A 17,291-nucleotide genomic window follows, 5' to 3' on the forward strand; every position below is an offset into this window, starting at 1 on the left:
ATATGAATGATATTGCTGTTGATGTGTTAATTATTGGCGCAGGGCCTTCAGGCTGCGTTGCTGCTTCCTACTTAAAAAACAACGGGGTAAGCTGCAAAGTTGTTGAAAAAAGCACGTTTCCCCGTTTCGTTATTGGCGAAAGTCTTTTGCCGCGCTGTATGGACCATTTTGAGGAAACAGGACTTTTGGATTGCTTGATGGAACGAAAGTACGAAATAAAGGCAGGCGCCCGTTTTTTAAAGAATGATGTAGTGTGTAATTTTGACTTCAGTAAAAAGCATACGCCCGGTTGGGATTATACCTGGCAGGTGCCCCGAGCCGATTTTGACCACACCCTTGTAAAGGAAGTTGTGAAAAAAGGAGTAGACGTATCATTCGGGCATGAAGTAACCAATGTAAAGTTTGACGCCACCGGCCATTCTACCACCACTGTAAAAGATGAAAACGGAAAAGAATATAATATAACCGCGAAATTTATTATTGACAGCAGTGGCTATGGAAGGGTTTTACCGCGGTTGTTGGATTTGGAAAAACCTTCTTCCCTTTCTCCAAACTCCGCTATCTATACACACGTAAAAGACACCAAACGCCCTGAGGGGATTGAAGGCACGCTCATTACTTTTGATGTGGTAAGGGATGATGTATGGCTGTGGTTTATACCCTTTGCAAACGGAAACACCAGTATTGGCTTTGTAGGGCCAACTGAATTCATTGAATCTTATGAAGGCACAAACAAGGGAAAACTGCGCGAAATGCTTAAAATTTCTGACTACTATTATGACAGGCTGAAAGACGAGGATTTTCTTTTTGAACCGCATATCATAAAAAACTATTCAAAAGCCGTAAAACAACTTTACGGAAAAGGTTATGCCCTTACAGGAAATAGTGCCGAATTTTTAGACCCAGTTTTTTCATCGGGCGTTACTTTTGCAACTGAATCTGGACTGAAAGCAGCTAAATTAATCACGAAGGAATTGAACGGCATAACCGTTAATTGGGAAGAAGATTACACAGGCTATATTATGAAGGGGGTTGACGTTTTTAGAACGTATGTTAATGAGTGGTACACTGGCAATCTTCAAAAAATATTTTTCCATCGTCCCGAAAACCCCATAATAAAAGAACAGATTTGCGCTGTACTTGCTGGTTATGTCTGGGATGACACCAATCCATTTGTAAAAAATCACAACCGTCTAGTAAAAACGGTGGCGAAGGTTATTGATATGGAGAATGAAATGGCAAACTAGTTATATTTAATGCCTCTGCGCAATTGCTTTGCGAAAAATTTAGCAAGATTCCAATAGCCATAAGCTATACGTTCGCCTTGGTGAAAATCAAAACCCTCAAGGGTTGCTTTATCTCCAGCATAGGTACATTCTACATCTACAATGCTGGCAGAAAATAAAATGTTTTCAATATTCCCGGTTTCATAAATTAAAATGGTTACTTCCAAATTTCCACTTTTTCTTATAAATCCATTATTATATCCCGGGTAGATTTCAGTTGTATGAATTTTCATAGTAAAAGGTAAATCCGGTCGATCTTTTATCACCTTCACTTCTTCTTTTTTAAAATATTCATTAAAGGCTTTTATGTATCGAGGTTCAAATCTGAATACTCTGTCGCCAAACCATTCTTCCCTAAAAACACGTGCATTGCCCGGCTTTAGCTGTTCTTTTTCAAGCATTGTCTTTTGAAGATATGCTTCTTCACTTTCAAAATCTGTTACAGTCAAATCTGAATAGTCAAAGACCAGATTGTATTCAGAAATATTCTCTAGTTTTTTAAAATCGCCGGAAATTACTGTAATATCCTGGGCCGAGACGATTAACGAGAAATTTATAAAGAATAAGAAATATGTAAATTTCATTTTTAGCTTTTTTCCTGCAAACCTAACTAAACTTATACTATAAAAATAAACAGCCATTTAATAATAAATGGCTGTTCTATATAAGCTTTTCAAAATAATACTGTTATTTAATATCTACTTTAATAAGCACATCCTCTTTGCTTTTTTTATAAACTTCCAAAACAAATTGGTTTTCATCGGTCTTTACAATTCTGTTATTGCTGAATTGATAAACTTCTAGATCTTCGGCAACATTTCTAGTGTCCAATATGGAACCTTTAGACATTTCACCCGTGTTATCGTTTATTTTATAAGAAGTTAGATACCCACCGTGCCCATCACTGTGTAAGGCCGGAATTTGGTCCAATTCCAGGTCTATGTTCTTTACATTGTCCAAGAATACTATATAATGGTTTCCATTGGTATTAAAATAAGAGTAAGACATGCCTCCCTGATACACTTTGCTGGTATCATAGACTTCGCCCATTTTAGGTTTACCGTACTGTCTTTTTGGAATTTTTTTCATCCATGCTAAGTTTCCGGAAGCATCTATTTTTGATACTAATATGTCGTTATTGTGATAGGTTACATAACTTCCTCTACGGGTATAGTGCACTACTAAGAATGTTTGTTCACCAATCAATAACAGACTACCATCGTCACTAATCACAAGATTTCGCAATTTCATGTGCTCAAATTCTGCTTTTCCGTCTTCATCTTTTCGTTCGTTTCTTTTCTTGGTGCGGTTTTTAACATATTGATTTAGCACTTCCAAAGGAATTTCATAGAATTTTTCATCCACCAAATTTCCTTCTTTGGTAATCTTAAAAGTGTATAGCCCATCTGCATTGTGCAATTCATTGTTAAGGCCATTGGTATAGAAGCCAGAGCAAATCATATAACCCTCAAAAGACTCAAATAGAGAGGTTCCGTTTATAAACTTATCGCCCAGATTTATTTTAGTTTTTTCAATATCGGGAGAATCTTTTGAAAGCCTGAAGAGTTCCATATGGTAGTTTGCCTCTTCGTCCTTTCTTCTTTTCTTGTCTTTATTACTGTCGTCATGGAAAACTTTAGCCATCAAATAAGCATTTCCATCAGAATCAACGGCAAAATCCTCAACATCCATTCTTCGTTCAGTATAAGGCATAGTGTACTCATTTGCCCAAAGTTTGTTCAGCGACTTATCGAAAACTTCAGCTCCAATAATATCATAGCTTTCCTTATCATTTTTCTCCTCTGGTTTTCTTCTATATTGAACAAGAATTTTAGACTCATCCAGGGATTTTAAAAAGTCAAATTTATCCGTAACTCCAAATCCAAAGGCAAAAGGTGCCGACATTCCGGCTGTAGATGCAAACGTACCGGCGAGTCTTCCGTCAATATCAATCAACTTTACCGCATCGCCTTCAAAAGTGCCTGTTTCAAAGTTTATTTCTCTATAAAACAATTGTTCGTGTTGGGTTTTTTTTCCTGTCCAGGATGAATAGAAAAGGTAGTATTTATCCTGTAATTGCTCCATTCCCTCAACTTGATAATTATCTGGGAAATCCTCATATTCTGTGGCCGAAATTTGTTTGAGGGTAGCAACATCAAATTTTTGCAGGACAATACTATTTTTCCAAGGTTTTACACTCAAAATTTGATTGCCATCAGAGAAGTAATATTTTTTTGGAGCATCATAAACTTGATAGGGCTCACTAACAGTGTAACTGTAATCTGCTGAAAGTTCTTTTTGGGAATAACCAAAAAAAGACACAGCCAGTAATAATAAAAAGAGTAGGTTGTTTTTCATTGTCGATGTTTTTTTAGGTGGTAATGGCCGTAAACTTAACAAAATATTATCTTTTATAGACTGTGGGACAGTGACCAAGAGGCAACATTTTTAACCAACACCGAAAGCTTATTCTTACTCTTTTGAAATTCAGCAGTTTCAATTACATTTTTAAAATTTTTTTTTTACTAAAGTTTTATAAATGCAAAAATGCCAAGGTTATTCAACATTGTGGGCGAAACTATGAGGACAAAAAAATTCAGATTAAATTTGGGTAAAAATAAAAAAGTCCCAATCTAAGAAAGATTGAGACTTTTGTTGGCCCACTAGGGCTCGAACCTAGACTCTTCTGGACCAAAACCAGACGTGTTGCCAGTTACACCATGGGCCAATTCCACAATGAGGTGGCAAATTTAATACAAAGTTTGTGTTGTGCAAACATTTTATTGCAAAAAAATGCGTTCCCTTTTTTCAAAGCCGTTATACGTTAAAAATATCACATCATATTATACGTTACCTCAATTACATACTTGGGGCTATGTATATTATTAGTAAATTCGTCCCATAATTTTTTTTAAGTGCTTATGGGTTCTTTCAGCTTTACAAAATGGAACAAGATCACAGGTTGGCTTGTCTTTGCTATTTCATTGACTACGTATTGGTTAACCGTTGAGCCTACAGCCAGTTTTTGGGATGCAGGTGAATATATTACAACTGCTAGTAATTTAGAGGTTGGACACCCCCCGGGAGCTCCGCTCTACCAATTGCTCGGTGCCTTTTTCTCAATTTTTGCTGCTGAGGCTTCACAAATAGCGCTTACCATAAACCTAATGTCCGTTTTTGCCAGTGCATTTACCATACTATTTATGTTTTGGTCGCTAACTATCTTGCTTACCAATTTGGTTTCTAAACATCAAGAAATCGAAAAAACTGGCTCAATAGCCATTCTTGGTAGTGCAGCTGTGGGATCATTAGCCTTTGCGTTCACGGATAGTTTTTGGTTTAATGCCGTAGAAGCTGAAGTATATGCAAGTGCGGCTTTCTTAATGTCGGTATTGTTTTATACCGCCTTGCGCTGGGAGCGGGAAATGCTTGATCCGCGTGGTAACCGTTGGGTTATTTTAATTGCTTTTATTATCGGACTTTCCTTTGGAGTTCATTTTATGGCATTGCTTACCATTCCGGCCATCGGATTTTTGTACTTTTTCAAGCATTATAAAACCGTTACGGTAAAAAACTTCATCATTGCAAATATTGTAACCGTAGCCATACTCTTATTCATCTTCAAGCTTTTATTGCCAATGACGATGAAATTTTTCAGTGCTTCGGAACTATTCTTTGTCAATAGCATTGGGCTTCCGTTTAACTCCGGAACCATTTTCGCCGCGGTTCTTTTTATAGTACTATTCATTTACGGACTTCGTTTGACTCGAAAAAAAGGATTTGTACAGCTAAACACCCTTTTATTATGCGTACTTTTTATATTTATTGGATTTTCAAGTTGGTTGATGTTGCCCATTCGCGCCAATGCGGGAACGGTAATTAACGAGAACAACCCCAACAACGCACGTGAGCTATTGGCCTATTACAATCGCGAACAGTACCCAGAAACCCATCTTTTTTATGGGCCTCTTTTCACTGAAACCTACGTTGGACTTGATGAAGACAACCCTTATAAAGACGAAAAACCAAAATACGAAAAGGATGAAGCTACCGGAAAATACATCATCGTAAACAATTACAAAAATGCCGGTCAAAATACCGAGGATTCACAAAAGGCCTTTATGCCCCGTATGTGGAGTACAGAACACAATGCCAACTACATGGAATTTACGGGAGGATTGGATTTTTCGATAAAAAGTGAATATTTAAGCGAACCTAGACTAGTAGAAGAAGTCAATAAGTTTAAACAGGCTTACAACCAAGGTCTGGTTGACAAAAGCGATTATGACAAGTTCTTGAAAAATTTTGGACAATATATAGATATTCAAAAACCGTCCTTTTTTCAGAACATGAAATTTATGTTCGAGTTTCAGTTTGGCTATATGTACTGGCGTTATTTTATGTGGAATTTCACCGGTAGACAGGACGATGTGCAGGGCCAATATACAGACCTTCATGGCAATTGGATAAGTGGAATTAAATTTATTGACGAATTGCGCTTGGGCAATCAAGACAGCCTTACCAGTGACATGAAAGATAACAAAGCACGAAACACCTACTTTTTCCTTCCGCTCATTTTAGGAATTATTGGCTTGGTTTTTCATTTTAAAAATGACCAAAAGAGCTTTTGGGTATTGCTTGTGTTCTTTCTCTTCACAGGACTGGCACTTAAAGTTTATCTGAACGAAAGACCTTTTGAGCCACGGGAGCGTGATTATGCGCTTGTAGGAAGCTTCTATGTTTTTGCCATTTGGATAGGTTATGGCGTCTATGCCCTTTTTGACCTAGCAAAGGATTATTTAAAACCGAAAATAGCATTGCCTGTAGTACTTGCCATTACTACTTTGGCCGCACCAGTTTTGCTCGCCACCCAAAATTGGGACGACCACGACCGAAGTAACCGATATACCGCGCAGAGTATGGCCAAAATGTATTTGGACTCCTGCGATAAAAACGCGATTCTCTTTACCATTGGCGACAATGACACCTTTGCGCTTTGGTACGCACAAAACATTGAAGGCTATAGGCAAGATGTACGTATCGTTAACACTAGCCTGTTCCAGACAGATTGGTATATTGATGATATGAAGAAAAAGGCCTTTACCAGTGACCCTATCCCTTCACAACTATCGCATAACAAATACCGTTGGGGAACACGCGATTTTTTAATATATCAACAAACTACTCAGGACACTATTGACATTAAAACGTGGATGAATTTTGTGGCCAATGACAGCCCAGCAACCCAAATGGAACTTCCTAGTGGACAGCAAGTAAACACTTTTCCTTCAAAAATTATTCGAATACCTGTAGATAAAGAAGCTGTATTACGAAATGGTATAGTTGATGAAAAGGATGCCGATAAGATTGTTCCATATATAGACATTAATCTTAAGGGCGATATTATTTATAAAAACAGAATGATGATGCTGGACATTATCGCCAACAATAATTGGGAACGGCCTATTTATTTCAGTGGCGGAAGCTTTGGTGATGATGATTATTTGTGGATGAAAGATTATCTGCAGTTGGACGGAGTGGTTTATAAATTAGTTCCCATTAAAACCCCTTTAAACAAAAGAAGTCCTTTTGATATGGGCAGAATTGATACTGATAAAATGTATGATATTGTTATGTCTTGGGATTGGGGCAATAGCGGCAGCCCGGACATTTATCACGATACCGAGACCAGAAGAAATGGCATAACTTATAGAAGCAATCTTGCTCGGCTTGCAGAAGCACTTATTAACGAAGATAAGAACGAAAAAGCCGAAAAGGTGCTGGATCTTGCAATGGAGAAGATGCCAATAAATTATTTTGAATATTATTCCCTTTTGGAACCATTTGTTATTGGTTACTACGAGCTTGACAAACCCGAAAAGGCTCGCAAGGTCTATGAAGATGTTACCAAAAAATATCAAGAAAATTTAACTTATTACAATAGTTTGAAATTTAATAAACAACGTGCCATCGCAGAAGATATAATTAGCGATATGGAGCGTTACCGCGGCCTAGTACAGCTGGTGGTTGTGTATGATGAAGAACAATATGGCAGAGCTGAAGCAAAAGAGTTTAACGACTATTTAAAGCTCTTCCGCCACTTCTATTCTCCAGATGAGGCCATGGATTTAGACAAAGATGTTGAAAAAGATTCCACCATTGAAATTCCACTGGATTCTCCGCTACTGGAAGAAATGGAACTGGAGCCAACCAATCAGGTTAACGAGGATGTGCCCGTAAATTAAAACATTTTGGAGTTCAATTTGGTAAAAATGCCCAGATTCATACAGCGGTTATACCCTGAGCGAATCTGGGCTTTTTCACGAAAAAAAAATGCTATATTTCTCACTTTTGATGATGGCCCCATTCCCGAAGTTACTCCGTGGGTGTTAGACGAATTGAAAAAAAATAATGCCAAAGCAACCTTTTTCTGTATAGGCGAAAATGCAAAAAAATATCCAGCGCTTTTTGAAAGAATTATTGCGGAAGGTCATGCGGTTGGCAACCATACTCACAACCATTTGAACGGTTGGAAAACCAATACCTCAACTTATATTGCAAATACGCTTTTAGCTGATAAGGTAATCAACTCAAAATTATTTAGACCACCCTACGGAAAAATCACTTCAAAACAAGCCAAAGCTCTTCAAGCAAAAGGTTATAAAATTGTGATGTGGGATATCATCAGCTATGATTATGACGCCAACACTTCCCCAGAAAAATGCCTTCAAAATGTGTTGAAAAATATAAAGCCCGGAAGCGTAGTTGTGTTTCACGATAGCCTAAAGGCAGAAAAAAACCTTCGGTTTGTTTTGCCGAAGGTTTTGGAATATTTGAAGGAAAAGAATTTATCTCCCGCGGCGTTTGATTCTTGTTCTTAAAGTATTTTCTGTAGGCGGACAGAATAGAGGATACCATACTCTTTTCATACTCTATTCATACTCTATTCATACTCTATTTAGGGGGCATCTATGGCTTATGGGAGATTCGTCACTGGTTGATATGAGGAAATTTTTGAAAAAAAATGTCTTCAATCTGTTTTAAAAAATATATGTTCCAGAAACATTGTAATTATTCACGATAGTTTAAAATCTGAAAAAAACCTTCGGCTGGTTTAGCCGAAGGTTTTGGAGATTCCTGGGTTAGAATAAAGGTTAGTTTTGTAAAACAATTAATTCATAATGAGATTATAAGAAGTCACCAAGAATTGCTCATTCCCAGCAGTTGTTTTCTGAACATATATTTCAATATAATCTCCAGGAATAACATTTACGGTTCCTATTACAGATGCTGTTTGTCTTTGGTTTGTAGATAGCACATCAAAAATGGCCTCTGTTCCTTCCACAATTGTTCCATTTTTATATATCGAAAAACTGTAACGAGAACCTCCGGTAGCTGTGAATGAAAAGTTTGCAAAAATGTTTACTGCCCTACTTTTATTACCTTGGTACTGTATGCTATTATTTTCATTAGGAGACGCTCTAACTTTACTGCGAAAAAGCCTTACAGACTTTGTGTTCACGGGAAGCTTAAATGCATTAGTATTGGTAACATTAATAACACTGGAAGTGTCAAAATATAAATTTGCTGTAGCCAGATCATCACTTTCTTTCGGAATACCTGGACAGTTAACAGTCCAAGAATTTGTAAAGTTATAGTCTGTGTAAGAACCAGTAGTATATTTTTTAATATATCCAGAGGGAGCCGTAGTTGTCCCAGAAAAAACTGTCCCTTGTAAAACTCCACTACCAACAGTTGGGTTTGAGCTCACATCAATTGCAATATCCGAACCATTGACGGTACTAAAACCACTCACCTTTTCAATAAGGTCAAAACTCCCAGTAAATTTTTCGAAAGTTCCTTCATTGCTATCTAGCCAAGCTTGATTGTTTAAAAGTAAGTTTCCGATTTCACTATAAGATATTCCATCTTTATTAAATACGAATTGTATAATGTTTCCGAAATATAGACCAAATCCAGAAATACTTCCAACATTAGTTGTCATTCCAGCAACAACTGTATTTTGAACAAGCAAGGATGTTTGAGATGATTTACCGGGACCCGTAATCTCGAAAGCTTTTGCTCCTTTTAAAGTGACATTTCTAATGCTTCCGCCCGTATTTCCCTGAAAAACGATCCCTCCTGGAAATGAGAGGATATCTTCATTTGCATCTAATCCCGAAACATAAGCATTATTTAAATCTATGGGTTTAGCTAAAGTTATGAGACCATTAATTTCGTAATATGTGTTCGTAGAAAGTTTATAGTTATTTCCACCGCCCGCTATCAATTCAGGCGCTAAATCGGCAACTGACTTAACTAACTTATAATTATCCCTTTGATTGGCAGCCGCATTTATTTTTATCCAAGTTCCCGGCGCAGGAAGTGCCGTTGCATCAAAGTAATAAAACGATTTTAAGTCAGTATCGTAAACCATTAGACTATTAGCAGCAGTAGCACTTAGTGCACTACGTTGTGCCGTTGTCATACGCGGCAATAACAAACCTTGGGTTGTGGAAGAAATATCAAGCGCAGAAGAGGCATTGGGGTTCGTTGTGCCAATGCCTACCTGTGCTTGGTTGGACATTGAGGAAAATATTAGAAAAAGGAAAACTATTCCTCCAATTAAGGAAGAAGGATTGTAGGATTTTTTCATAGCATTCTGGGGATAAAGTAAAATTTTTCGGACAAATTAAAAGACTTAATCCGAATTTACAATCACTTTAACGATAAAATTTTAAAATTTTAACATTTATTGTAGGAAATTCAATAAACTAAAGGAAAGAGGGGAGAAAGAAGAGAATACTTACAAAAATACACTCTTTTCCATAATTTTTTATGAAATAAAGTAATGTACTGATAAATAAATGAGGGGTTTAGAGCGTCTAAACATATTCGTTCACAAGCCCAATAAGTGTATTGGCATCCTGTTCCCCGCTTTGTCGCCATTTCATTTCGCCATTTTTGTAGATCATTAGGGTGGGAAGGCCTTTAACTCTAAGAGCTTCGGCAAGTTCCTTATTTTTGTCAACGTCTATTTTGATAACACGTGCTTTATCGCCAAGTGCCGCGGCAACGTCTCTCAATACTGGGTGCATTTCTTTGCAGGCTTCGTCCCATTCCGCATAAAAGTCCAACAGAACTGGAACCCTTGTTTCAATTAATTCTCCAAATTTTGACATTTGCCTTAATGTGTTAGTTGAACAATTGTATTACAAATATAACATTTCCCGATTATTATACGGTATTCTGTTTCTTTTTAAGTTGGATTACCGTAATCTCTGGCCAAATGCCCACCCTGCCCGGATAGCCCAAAAAACCAAAACCACGATTCACATTTATATACCTTCCAAATTCCTCATAAATTCCCGCCCAATTTTTATACCTGTACTTTATCGGGCTCCATTTTATGATTCCGGGTATCTCAATCCCAAACTGCATTCCGTGGGTGTGCCCGCTCAATGTTAAATGAAAATGTCTCGGATCACGTTTTATCTTTGATTGCCAGTGCGATGGGTCGTGACTCATCAAGATTTTAAAGTCATTGTCGGAAATGCCTTCAAGGGCTTTGTCCAAATCTCCAGCTTGTTTAAAACCATTTTCGCCCCAATTTTCAACGCCTACCAAAGCTATTTTTTGACCATCCCTTTCAAAATATCGGTTTTCATTCAGCAGCAAATTCCAGCCCATTTCTTTTTGAATGGATTTTAATTTCTGAAGGTTTTCAGCTTTTTCGGAAGCACTTTTCCAGGAAACATAATCACCATAATCATGATTTCCCAAAACAGAAAAAACACCTTGCGGTGCTTTTAAAGTTGAAAACAGTTGTTTCCAATCGTTCATTTCATCGGCAATATTATTTACCAAATCGCCGGTAAAAAGAATCGCGTCGCTTTGTTGCTTATTAATAAGTTCCACTGCATATTCAATTTTGTTTCGATTGTCAAAACTGCCGCTATGGATATCGCTTATTTGTGTAAGTGTAAAACCGTCAAATGCATCTGGCAGATCATCAAATTCCAAAGCATATTTCAACACCTTGTAATTGTACTTTCCCTGAATCATTCCGTAAAGCAGCGAGGCAAAGGGAATTGCCGCAATCCCCAAAGCAATGGTACTTACAAACTTTCTGCGGGAAGCCATAAATTGCGCCTCATCACTTCCGGCCACTTTCATAAATATTCCAACAAAAAATCGGGCTATGTCTTCTCCAAACATAAACACGATTATTATCAATTTTGGAACAAAGACAGCCAGAAAAATTCCGAAGAAATACATTTTTGGAGGCTCCATCATTTTTGCAGACCCCAAAAAAGAAAGTTCATAAATCAGTCCAGCCAAAACCGCCAGTGAGATAAAAACATAAAACCCGTGCAGCCACGGACTTTTTGCAATTGTTTTTACAGCCTGAAAGGCATAGATATCAACCAGAATGTAGATGACGATAAAAATGAACCAACGCATAGGGTACAGAGAATTTTTAAAGATAGTACGTTTCAAAAAACTGAGGTGTAACTTCACTTTATTTTAACGGTTTTAGTATCTTTTCAAAATATTTTTTTGAAATGCGAAACACCCTATCCCTACTCATTTTTTTATGCTCTGCTTTCTGTTTTTCACAGCAAATTTCTTCTGAAAAACTGACTTCTTTTGTAAATCCATTTATCGGCACGGGTGGGCACGGCCACACCTATCCCGGCGCCACCATGCCTTTCGGGATGATGCAGTTAAGCCCCGACACGCGCTTGGAAGGCTGGGACGGCTGCAGCGGCTATCATTACAGTGATGAATATATTTACGGCTTTTCGCACACACACCTTAGCGGAACGGGCGTCAGCGATTATGGCGATGTGCTTTTAATGCCTACCAATGCTGCGAATTTTAATAATGGCGCCAGTGGAAATTCTGGCTATCGCGCACACTTTTCACACGAAAATGAAACCGCTTCCCCCGGCTATTACAAAGTGTTTTTGGACGATACAAATATTGAAGTAGAACTCACGGTTTCCAAACGCAGCGGTATTCATCACTATACTTTTCCGAAGGGTTCAAAACAGATTTTAATCCTCGATATCGAGCATCGCGATATGGTTTTAAGCTCTGAAATAAAGGCTCTTTCAAAAACCGAAATTTCTGGGCACCGCCATTCCGAGGCTTGGGCAAAGGACCAGCGACTTTTTTTCAACATTGAATTTTCCCGGCCTTATAAGAATGTAGAATATTATTCCCGCTTCGTGGGCAATTGGGACAATCCCACAAAAGTTGCTTTTGAGTTCGAAGCTTCCAAAGGAAATGAACTCTTTGTAAAAGTTGGTATTTCAGCCGTTGACGAAGCCGGTGCCAAGAAAAATCTGGAAGCTGAAATTGGTAACAAAACATTTCAGCAAATAAAAGAAGAAGCCGAAGCTGCTTGGGAAAAACAGCTGGGCAAAATCGAAATCGAAACCCAAAACGAAAATCAAAGAACCATTTTTTACACAGCGCTTTATCATACGATGATTGCACCAAATCTGTATCAAGACGTTGACGGCCGTTACCGCGGAATGGATTTGGAAATTCACCAAAGCAACGATTTTGAAAACTACACCGTTTTTTCACTTTGGGACACCTATCGCGCCGCGCATCCGCTGTACACAATTATTGAAAAAGAACGTACCAACCACTTTATAAACTCACTTTTGGCAAAACACGACGAAGGCGGAATCCTCCCCATTTGGCCTTTGGCGGCCAATTACACGGGCTGTATGATTGGCTATCATTCCGTGCCCGTAATTGCCGATGCTTATTTAAAAGGAATTCGCGGGTTTGATGCCGAAAAAGCTTTTGAAGCTATGAAACACAGCACGTTGCAGGATAAATTGGGTTTGAAAAGCTATAAGGAATTCGGTTTTATTCCTGTGGAAGAAGAGAGTGAATCGGTTTCTAAAACGCTCGAATATGCCTACGATGATTGGACGATTGCCCAAATGGCAAAAGCGATGGGAAATATGGAAGATTACCAAATTTATTCGGAAAGAGCGCAATATTACAAAAACGTTTTTGACCCCGAAACCAAGTTTATGCGCGGCCGCTTCCGCAATACGTGGTTTGCACCATTTGACCCGTATGAGGTGAACTTTAATTACACTGAAGCCAATTCGTGGCAATATAGTTTTTATGCCCCGCAGGACATTTCAGGACTTATAAATTTAATGGGCGGAAAAGACGACTTTGAAAACCAACTCGACAAACTTTTCACCGCAAAAAATGAAACTTCGGGTCGCGAACAAGCTGATATTACAGGCTTGATTGGGCAATACGCACACGGAAACGAGCCAAGCCACCATATGGCCTATCTCTATAATTTCGTAAATAAGCCTGCAAAAACGCAGGAAAAAGTACATCAAATTTTAAATGAATTGTACCAAAACGCCCCTGATGGAATTTCCGGAAATGAAGACTGTGGACAGATGAGCGCATGGTACATTTTCAGTGCGATGGGCTTTTATCCCGTAACGCCAGCGAACAATCAATATATTATTGGGACGCCTTTGTTTGAAAAGGCAATTATCAATTTGGAGGACGGAAAAAAGTTTGAGATTTCTGCTGAAAACCTTTCCGATGAAAACAAATATATTTCCTCAGCAAAACTGAACGGAAAATCCTTAAACAGAAGTTTTATCTTTCATTCCGAAATTATGGATGGCGGAAAACTGGTTTTTAAAATGACTGACAAACCTTCTAAATGGGCCACAAAGGATGATGAGATTCCAATAACTGAAATTACCGAAAACTTAATCGTCCTCCCTCCATTTATTGTAAAAGGAGAAGTGGCCTTTAAAAATGAAACGCAGATTTCGCTGGGCGTTTCATCACCAAAAACAGATATTTATTATTCAATGAACGATTCAGAATTTAAAAAATACACACAACCCTTTACCATTTCCGAAGAAACTGTTTTAAAAATTTATGCGGAGAAACTTCCGTTGAAGCCTTCTGCTAGAAATCTTGGCAAACGGAGCACTTTACTTAAAACCCATTTTTACAAAATAGACACCAACCTCAGCATAACTTTGGAAACCCAATACGCCAACCAATACAACGGCGGCGGAAAGAATGCATTAATTGACGGCATTCACGGAGCAAATGATTTTAGAACTGGTACGTGGCAAGGCTACCACGATACAGATTTAAAAGCCACTGTGGATTTAGGTTCTGAAAAAGAAGTAAAAACTGTTGCGGTAAGTTTTTTACGGGACCAACGCAGTTGGATTTTTTACCCCACCGAGGTTGTCTGCTTAGTTTCAGAAAACGGAAAAGATTTTACAGAATTGCCAATTCAAAAAATAGATGCCACACACCCTTCCGAAGAAGTTGAAATAAAAACAATTTCATTTGAAATAGAAAAAAATGTTCAATTCGTAAAAATCATTGCAAAAAACTTCGGCGATTTACCAAAAGGGCATTTGGGTTACGGCGGAAAGGCTTGGCTTTTTGTGGATGAGATTGAAATTAAATGAAACAGGACTAAAGGGAAACACCTATCATGACCACTTAAATTTTAAAAATAAAGTCCTCAACCTGAAACCTGAAACCTGAAACCTGAAACCTGAAACCTGAAACCAAAATTATATGAAACGCAGAAAATTTATACAAAACGCCTCACTTTCCACTTTGGGAATTGCCGTAGGCTCATCGGTTTTCGCTTCGGAAATAAAAACTTCAGTTTTGGAAGAAAATAAAACTCCAAATGAAGCTTCCGGTTTTCCAATGGTAATTGCCACTTGGAACGTAAAAGACAGCACTGCTGAAGCCTGGCGTGTATTGCAGGAAGGAAAATCTGCCCTCGACGCCGTGGAAAAAGGCTGTATGGTTGAAGAAGCCAATGCCGAAGGCCAATCAGTGGGCATTGGTGGCTTGCCAGATCGGGACGGCAATGTTACGCTGGATGCCTGTATTATGAATAAGGACGGTGATTATGGCGCCGTGGTTTACCTTCAGCATATTATGCACCCAATTTCAGTTGCACGTAAAGTGATGGAAGATACGCCGCACGTTATTTTGGCCGGAAAGGGCGCGGAAAAATTTGCGATTTCCGAAGGATTTGAAAAAACAAATCTGCTAACTGAAGCTTCTAAAAAAGCTTGGGAGGAATGGAAAAAAACCTCGCAATATAAACCCATTATAAATATTGAAAACCACGATACCATCGGCATGCTCGCCATTGACAAAAACGGCGATATTTCGGGCGGTTGTACCACTAGCGGTTTGGCTTACAAAATGGCCGGACGCGTGGGAGATTCGCCAATAATTGGTTCGGGCCTTTTTATCGACAATGAAATTGGCGGCGCAACCGCAACGGGTTTGGGCGAGGAAGTTTTGAAAACCGTAGGCAGTTTTTTAATAGTAGAATTAATGCGCCAAGGCAAAACACCGCAACAGGCTTGCGAGGAAGCGATAGGAAGAATTATTAAAAAGAGTCCGAACTATAAGGATTTTCAAGTGGGTTATATTGCCGTGAACAAAAAGGGTGAAACGGGCTATTATTCCATTCACGATGGGTTTTGGGTAACAAAATATCAAAACGATAAAAACGAAAATTTTTCCTCGGATTTTTATGATAAAAAGTAATTATATAGAGAACCAATCATGACCCCAAAAAAAACCTTCCGCTCCGCGTTTATTACCGTTACCGTACTTTTTTTCCTTTGGGGGTTTATCACCGTTTTGGTTGATAGCCTCATTCCAAGATTAAAAGACGTTTTTGAACTCAGTTATTTTCAGGCGGGACTGGTGCAATTTGCTTTCTTTTTGGCTTATTTAGTAATTTCAGTTCCCGCGGGAGCATTGCTTTCGCGAATTGGGTATAAAAAAGGGATAATAGTGGGCTTGGTCACTATGGCTGTGGGTTGCTTGCTCTTTTATCCAGCCGCTTCCGAAAGGGTATTTTGGATATTTTTGATTGCATATTTTACACTCGCAGGCGGAATAACCGTGCTGCAAGTGGCAGCCAATCCTTATGTTTCGGTCTTGGGAAGTGAAGGCGGCGCTTCCAGCCGATTGAATCTTTCACAAGCCTTCAATTCATTGGGAACGGCAATCGCACCCTTGATCGGCGCGTCATTTTTGTTGAGTGATACAATTAAATCCTCAGAAGAAATTTCGGTTTTGACAGATGTTGACAGAAGTTCCTATTACATTTCCGAAGCTTCCGCAGTACAAACGCCCTTCCTTTTCATTGCTGTATTTATAGGGCTTTTGGCTTTAATGTTCGCTTTTATAAAACTTCCGAAGATTTTGGAAAAAAGCCCCGTGGGCGGTTACGGAAAACTGCTGAAAAACAAAATCGTTATTCTCGGGGCGCTCGGCATTTTTCTATACGTAGGTGCCGAAGTTGCCATTGGCAGCTATTTGGTGAATTATTTTATGAGCATGAATATTTCAGAAATAATCCTTCAAAATGAAACGATGAAATACCTTGCCGAAAATCTTTTAAATACCGATTTAGGAAAAATTGACAATAAAGCCATTGTGGGTGCTTTTGTGGTTTTCTATTGGAGCGGCGCGATGGTGGGAAGATTTGTGGGCGCTTACCTTACCCGAATAATGAAACCCACAAAAGTCCTTTCTATTTTTGCGGGACTGGCTGTTCTCATGTTGCTTATCTCCATGCACACCTATGGCTTGGTATCCATGTGGTCTATTTTGGCGGTTGGGCTGTTCAATTCAATAATGTTCCCGACCATTTTTGCTTTAACGATTGACGGGTTGGGTGATTTAAAACCACAAGCCTCGGGATTGCTTTGTATGGCAATTGTTGGCGGAGCTGTAATTCCGCCTGCATACGGATTTTTAACAGATAACATTGGGTTTAAGTTTGCGCTATTTTTAATAATTGCTTGTTATGGGTATATTTTATTTTTTGGTTTTTTGAAAGGCAAAAAGAAAGCTATAATTTTATAATTTACAAGTTGTTATCTTTTATGGGATTAAAAATGTATTTTAGAAAAAGTTTAGCAAACAAAT

The 17,291-nt window shown here is 38.5% G+C and carries 11 protein-coding genes and 1 tRNA gene; 6 read left to right on the plus strand and 6 right to left on the minus strand.

The features are described 5' to 3' along the window. The first annotated feature begins 2 nt into the window (after positions 1-2). On the plus strand, positions 3-1,247 hold the full coding sequence (locus AC58DT_RS06430; RefSeq protein WP_497216042.1) for an NAD(P)/FAD-dependent oxidoreductase: 1,245 nt from the start codon (positions 3-5) through the stop codon (positions 1,245-1,247). On the opposite strand, the gene AC58DT_RS06435 is transcribed toward AC58DT_RS06430, so the two are convergent. The 3 genes from AC58DT_RS06435 to AC58DT_RS06445 all read right to left on the minus strand — a co-directional run bounded on the left by AC58DT_RS06435 (position 1,244) and on the right by AC58DT_RS06445 (position 4,014). Then, positions 1,244-1,870, minus strand: a complete 627-nt coding sequence (locus tag AC58DT_RS06435; protein ID WP_497216043.1) for a hypothetical protein — start codon at positions 1,868-1,870, stop codon at positions 1,244-1,246. The genes AC58DT_RS06430 and AC58DT_RS06435 overlap by 4 nt on opposite strands. Before the next feature lie 103 nt (positions 1,871-1,973). After that, positions 1,974-3,644 carry a hypothetical protein gene (locus tag AC58DT_RS06440; protein ID WP_497216044.1) on the minus strand — a complete coding sequence of 557 codons (1,671 nt, stop codon included), beginning with the start codon at positions 3,642-3,644 and terminating at the stop codon, positions 1,974-1,976. Between the two features lie 297 nt (positions 3,645-3,941). Continuing rightward, a tRNA-Gln gene (locus AC58DT_RS06445) sits at positions 3,942-4,014 on the minus strand. A gap of 193 nt (positions 4,015-4,207) precedes the next feature. Between AC58DT_RS06445 and AC58DT_RS06450 the strand changes: the two genes are divergently transcribed. Then, complete coding sequence (locus AC58DT_RS06450; protein WP_497216045.1) at positions 4,208-7,531, plus strand: protein O-mannosyl-transferase family; 3,324 nt, start codon at positions 4,208-4,210, stop codon at positions 7,529-7,531. Positions 7,532-7,558: 27 nt separating this feature from the next. Next, positions 7,559-8,167, plus strand: a complete 609-nt coding sequence (locus AC58DT_RS06455) for a polysaccharide deacetylase family protein (protein WP_497216047.1) — start codon at positions 7,559-7,561, stop codon at positions 8,165-8,167. Between the two features lie 290 nt (positions 8,168-8,457). On the opposite strand, the gene AC58DT_RS06460 is transcribed toward AC58DT_RS06455, so the two are convergent. From AC58DT_RS06460 to AC58DT_RS06470, 3 genes are all read right to left on the minus strand, one after another. Next, a complete protein-coding gene (locus AC58DT_RS06460) occupies positions 8,458-9,942 on the minus strand; it encodes a phage tail-like protein (RefSeq protein WP_497216048.1) in 1,485 nt (494 codons plus the stop codon). Between the two features lie 229 nt (positions 9,943-10,171). Next, positions 10,172-10,468, minus strand: coding sequence for a thioredoxin family protein (locus tag AC58DT_RS06465; protein WP_497216050.1), 297 nt, complete (start codon positions 10,466-10,468; stop codon positions 10,172-10,174). Positions 10,469-10,523: 55 nt separating this feature from the next. Beyond that, the gene (locus tag AC58DT_RS06470) at positions 10,524-11,750 is read right to left on the minus strand and encodes a metallophosphoesterase (protein WP_497216051.1); all 1,227 of its coding nucleotides are present in this window, start codon (positions 11,748-11,750) and stop codon (positions 10,524-10,526) included. A 101-nt stretch (positions 11,751-11,851) separates the two neighbouring features. Here AC58DT_RS06470 and AC58DT_RS06475 point away from each other — a divergent pair, with 101 nt between their 5' ends. The 3 genes from AC58DT_RS06475 to AC58DT_RS06485 all read left to right on the plus strand — a co-directional run bounded on the left by AC58DT_RS06475 (position 11,852) and on the right by AC58DT_RS06485 (position 17,228). After that, on the plus strand, positions 11,852-14,785 hold the full coding sequence (locus AC58DT_RS06475; protein WP_497216053.1) for a GH92 family glycosyl hydrolase: 2,934 nt from the start codon (positions 11,852-11,854) through the stop codon (positions 14,783-14,785). 112 nt (positions 14,786-14,897) lie between these two features. Continuing rightward, a complete protein-coding gene (locus tag AC58DT_RS06480; RefSeq protein ID WP_497216054.1) occupies positions 14,898-15,896 on the plus strand; it encodes a glycosylasparaginase in 999 nt (332 codons plus the stop codon). A gap of 18 nt (positions 15,897-15,914) precedes the next feature. Beyond that, the gene (locus AC58DT_RS06485) at positions 15,915-17,228 is read left to right on the plus strand and encodes a sugar MFS transporter (RefSeq protein ID WP_497216055.1); all 1,314 of its coding nucleotides are present in this window, start codon (positions 15,915-15,917) and stop codon (positions 17,226-17,228) included. Positions 17,229-17,291 lie beyond the last annotated feature (63 nt).

It is taken from the genome of Aequorivita sp. CRS11 (assembly GCF_059693805.1).

Bases quoted from the DNA above. Each gene is read 5' to 3' on its own strand.
- AC58DT_RS06430 (WP_497216042.1), top strand. From the start codon at position 3: ATGAATGATATTGCTGTTGATGTGTTAATTATTGGCGCAGGGCCTTCA.
- AC58DT_RS06435 (WP_497216043.1), bottom strand. From the start codon at position 1,870: ATGAAATTTACATATTTCTTATTCTTTATAAATTTCTCGTTAATCGTC.
- AC58DT_RS06440 (WP_497216044.1), bottom strand. From the start codon at position 3,644: ATGAAAAACAACCTACTCTTTTTATTATTACTGGCTGTGTCTTTTTTT.
- AC58DT_RS06450 (WP_497216045.1), top strand. From the start codon at position 4,208: ATGGGTTCTTTCAGCTTTACAAAATGGAACAAGATCACAGGTTGGCTT.
- AC58DT_RS06455 (WP_497216047.1), top strand. From the start codon at position 7,559: ATGCCCAGATTCATACAGCGGTTATACCCTGAGCGAATCTGGGCTTTT.
- AC58DT_RS06460 (WP_497216048.1), bottom strand. From the start codon at position 9,942: ATGAAAAAATCCTACAATCCTTCTTCCTTAATTGGAGGAATAGTTTTC.
- AC58DT_RS06465 (WP_497216050.1), bottom strand. From the start codon at position 10,468: ATGTCAAAATTTGGAGAATTAATTGAAACAAGGGTTCCAGTTCTGTTG.
- AC58DT_RS06470 (WP_497216051.1), bottom strand. From the start codon at position 11,750: ATGCGTTGGTTCATTTTTATCGTCATCTACATTCTGGTTGATATCTAT.
- AC58DT_RS06475 (WP_497216053.1), top strand. From the start codon at position 11,852: ATGCGAAACACCCTATCCCTACTCATTTTTTTATGCTCTGCTTTCTGT.
- AC58DT_RS06480 (WP_497216054.1), top strand. From the start codon at position 14,898: ATGAAACGCAGAAAATTTATACAAAACGCCTCACTTTCCACTTTGGGA.
- AC58DT_RS06485 (WP_497216055.1), top strand. From the start codon at position 15,915: ATGACCCCAAAAAAAACCTTCCGCTCCGCGTTTATTACCGTTACCGTA.